Genomic DNA, 3,622 nt, shown 5'->3' with positions numbered 1-3,622 from the left:
GTTCCCCCGCCCGCCGCTGCGGGTCAACTCCGGACGAACCCCCCGAACCCGGCCGCGGGCGGCCCTCGCCACCGGCCGGTCCCGGGCCGCCGCACCCCCGGATCGGCACCCGCGCCCGGTTTCGCCGGGGACGTCCGGACTTCTCCGCCTCCGCCGCCGGGCCCCGGCCCGCGGAAGGGGCCCGCCCCCTCGCCGGGCCCCGGCCCGCGGAGGGGGCCCGCGGCCTCAGGGGCGGCCGTGGGTGCGGAAGTAGGTCCAGCTCGTCTCGTTGGGTTCGCTCCACTTCTCCGGGGCGTGGGCGTACTCCGGATGGCGGGCCGCGACGTACGCGCGGGTGCGCTCCGGGACCTCGGCGTAGGAGCCCGTCTTGCGGCCCCGGCAGTGGAACGTGAGCCCGCCCGGACGCTGCCCCTGCTCCATCCACGGCAGCCACGGGGACATCCGCGTCCAGGACATGGTGCTGGGGACGCTGGGCTCGTCCGTCGTGAGCACCCCGGCCGGCGCGAAGAACTGGAAGAGCTCCAGGGCCCGGTACGTGTCGTCGGCCGAGTTCAGCGGATACTCGGCGACCGGCAGCGGCGAGGGATGGGCGATCGGGATCTCCAGGCTGAAGCAGACCTGGTCCCCGAGCTCGGTCAGGGGGACCGGGAAGGGCCGCAGCCGCAGATTGGCCGGATCGTTCCAGACGTGGACCACCGGCTTGTCCTCCCAGGTCTCCAGGATCTCCCGGGTCTGCGGGTCCAGGTAGAACGCTGCCTCCCTGGTGAGCAGTTGGAAGCCGCCGGTGTCCGCGTCCGCGACGAGCCGGGCGACGTTGAGCCCCTCGAAGCCGAAGAGGCGCCGGTAGGGCTGGTCCGGGGCCCAGGAGTAGATGTCCCCGGACCACCAGAAGGTCACCTCGGCGCCGTCGAGGGAAGCGCGGGTGCGGGCGAACGCGTGCAGGAGCTCTACGGGTGTCATGCCGGTCACTGTGCGCGGTCCGCCGACGGCTCGGCAAGCGGGCGGGCCGCCCGGCGGAGGGCTCCGGCCGGCGCCCGGACCGGCACCCGGACCGGCATGCGGGACGCCAGGTTGACGCAGCGGCGCGCAGCGGCGACGGTGACCCGCATGGGGAACGAACGCCGACTGCTCACACTGGTCGTCTGCCTGGTGCTGGGCATCGGGCTGACGGCCGCGGTGCTGGGCGCCGCACGGGTGGCGGCCCCCGACAGCACCTCCCATTCCGGGATGAACTCCAGGGACTACGTGGACATACGGGATGTTCCGCCCGGCCCCGGCGATCCGGCGGCCGGACCCGACGCCTCCACGGGCACCGTGACGGTGGAGTGCGGGCGCAACGAGGAGCACCACTACAACGAGGACAACCTGGTGGTGTCTCCGGGCCTGCGCTCGGGCGCCCACCACACCCACGCCTACGTCGGGAACCTGACCACGGACGCGATGTCGACCGACGCCTCCCTGGCCGCCGCCGCGACCAGTTGCCGTGGCGGCGACCGCTCCACGTACTACTGGCCGGTCCTGCGCCGGACGGACCGGGCGGGCGCCCACCCGCAGGAGCACTCGGCCGGGCACGGCAACACGGGCGAGATCCTGCCCGAGGCGGCGGTCTCCGTCGAGTTCCGCGGCAGCCCGGTGGGCAAGGTGGTGCCGCTGCCGCGCTTCCTGCGCGCGATGACCGGCGACGCGGTGGCGGCCACCGCGGGGAGCGACGCCGACGTCCGCGCCCGCTGGGGCTGTTCCGGCTCCCCGGACCGGTTCACCACCCGCTATCCGCGCTGCCCCGCGGGCGAGCGCCTCACCCGTACGCTCGTCTTCCCCGGCTGCTGGAACGGACTGGACACCGAGAGCCCGGGCCACCGCTCGCACCTGGCCTTCCCCGCCGCCAACGGCGTCTGCCCGCAGGGCATGTTCGCCGTGCCCCAGCTGCGCCTCTCCCTCGCGTACGACGTGCCGCCGGGGGTGCCGGTCGCCGTGGACTCCTTCCCCGAACAGCGGCACAGCCCGAAGACGGACCACGCGATGTTCGTGGACGCCATGACGGACGCGCAGATGGCCGCCGTCGTCGACTGCCTCAACCAGGGACGCGCCTGCCGCACCTGAGGGCGCGGCCGTTCCTTCGAAGTGACGGGGGTCACATGAACCGGTGGCCGCCGGGCCGCGTGTTCTGACCGCACCAGATGGGCGAGGAAGACGGAGAGGGTGAGATGGCCGGACCACTGTGGCCCCGTACACGGCGGGGCTCGACCGATGAGGCACTGATCAGGTCGGTGTACGAGGAGCACGGCCACGCCCTGCTCGCGTACGCCACCCGGCTGACCGGTGACCGGGCCGCCGCCGAGGACGTCGTCCAGGAGACGCTCATCCGCGCATGGCGGCATTCCGAGATCCTGGTCAACGGGAAGGGATCGGTGCGCGGCTGGCTGCTGACGGTGGCCCGCAACATCGTCACCGACCGCTACCGGGCCAAGGCGGCGCGCCCCGCGGAGGTTTCGGGGGAGGTGGCCGCTCCCCCGGTGGAGCAGGACCACGCGGACTCCATCGTGGACACGATGACCGTACTGGGGGCACTGGACCAGTTGTCCCCGGAACACCGGGACGTGTTGAAGGAGCTGTACTACCGCCAGCTGAGCGTGGCCGAGGCGGCCGACAGCCTCGGCATCCCGGCGGGCACGGTCAAATCACGGGCGCACTACGCGCTCAAGGCACTGCGCGAGGTGTTCCGCCAAGGCGGGACCACGGAGGGCCGGACGGGCAGACGAATGGGCAGGCCGCCCCGGCAGGGCGCCGGACTGCGAGAGGTGGTGGCATGAACCGGCAGCGGCACGAGGAGGAGGAACTGCTCGGCCCGTACGTTCTCGGCGTCCTGGACGGGGAGGATCTCCGCCGGGTCGAGGAGCACATGAGCGGCTGCGTGCAATGCCGTGAGGAGGTGACCGCGTTGCGCGAGATGGAAGCGGCGTTGGGCGAGGTGCCCGCCGAGGCCTTCCTCGACGGGCCGCCGCAGGGCGGCGACCTGCTGCTCCAGCGCACGCTGCGGCAGGTGCGGGGCGAGGCCGCGGGCGAGCGGCTCAGGCGTCGGGGCCTCGCCGGACTGGCGGCGGCGGCCTCGCTGGCCGCGGTGTTCTGGGCCGGGGCGCAGCTGGGCTCGGCGGACGGCGGGCAGGTGGCCCTGCCACCGCCGCCGTCGCCCTCGGTGTCGGCGCAGCCTTCACCGCCGCCGGCGGGTACGAAGGTGGCGTCGGCGACGGACGCCCGCACGAACGCGCGGATGACCGTACAGGTCACGCCCGCGGCCAAGTGGGTGCGGGTGCACGCGGCCGTGGCGGGGATCCCGCCGGGCGAGCGCTGCCTGCTGGTCGTGGTCGGGAAGGACGGCAGGCGCACCACCGCCGGCAGCTGGGTCGTCGGCAGCCAGAACGGCGAGGGCAAGGGCGCTTCCCTGGACGGCTCGGCGGCGGTGGACCCGGCCAACGTCAAGGAGGTCCTGGTCGAGAACGAGTCGGGCACGCGGTTCGTGTCGGTGCCCATGCCGGTCTAGACGAGTAAGTCCGAAGTCCTTGGGCGCATGAAGCGAGGGTCTCGTTGGTTTGTGTGTGACGACAAACCTGGAGACCCTCGCGAC

The 3,622-nt window shown here is 73.5% G+C and carries 4 protein-coding genes; 3 read left to right on the top strand and 1 reads right to left on the bottom strand.

Annotated features, from left to right (window positions below; genetic code table 11):
• Nucleotides 1-225: 225 nt before the first annotated feature.
• Entirely contained in the window at nucleotides 226-960 is a 735-nt protein-coding gene (locus ACS04_RS27295) for a DUF1838 family protein (protein WP_048479494.1), read from the bottom strand.
• Between the two features lie 147 nt (nucleotides 961-1,107).
• Between ACS04_RS27295 and ACS04_RS27290 the strand changes: the two genes are divergently transcribed.
• The 3 genes from ACS04_RS27290 to ACS04_RS27280 all read left to right on the top strand — a co-directional run bounded on the left by ACS04_RS27290 (nucleotide 1,108) and on the right by ACS04_RS27280 (nucleotide 3,538).
• Entirely contained in the window at nucleotides 1,108-2,100 is a 993-nt protein-coding gene (locus ACS04_RS27290) for a DUF1996 domain-containing protein (protein WP_048479451.1), read from the top strand.
• Nucleotides 2,101-2,204: 104 nt separating this feature from the next.
• On the top strand, nucleotides 2,205-2,810 hold the full coding sequence (locus tag ACS04_RS27285) for a sigma-70 family RNA polymerase sigma factor (protein ID WP_048479450.1): 606 nt from the start codon (nucleotides 2,205-2,207) through the stop codon (nucleotides 2,808-2,810).
• Nucleotides 2,807-3,538, top strand: a complete 732-nt coding sequence (locus ACS04_RS27280; protein WP_048479449.1) for a zf-HC2 domain-containing protein — start codon at nucleotides 2,807-2,809, stop codon at nucleotides 3,536-3,538. The genes ACS04_RS27285 and ACS04_RS27280 overlap by 4 nt, the downstream gene beginning before the upstream one ends.
• Nucleotides 3,539-3,622 lie beyond the last annotated feature (84 nt).

The organism is Streptomyces roseus, assembly GCF_001044425.1.
Classification (GTDB): Bacteria; Actinomycetota; Actinomycetes; order Streptomycetales; family Streptomycetaceae; genus Streptomyces; species Streptomyces roseus.
Note: the sequence above shows the minus strand (reverse complement) of the source record. Positions and strands in the feature narration are given on the sequence as shown.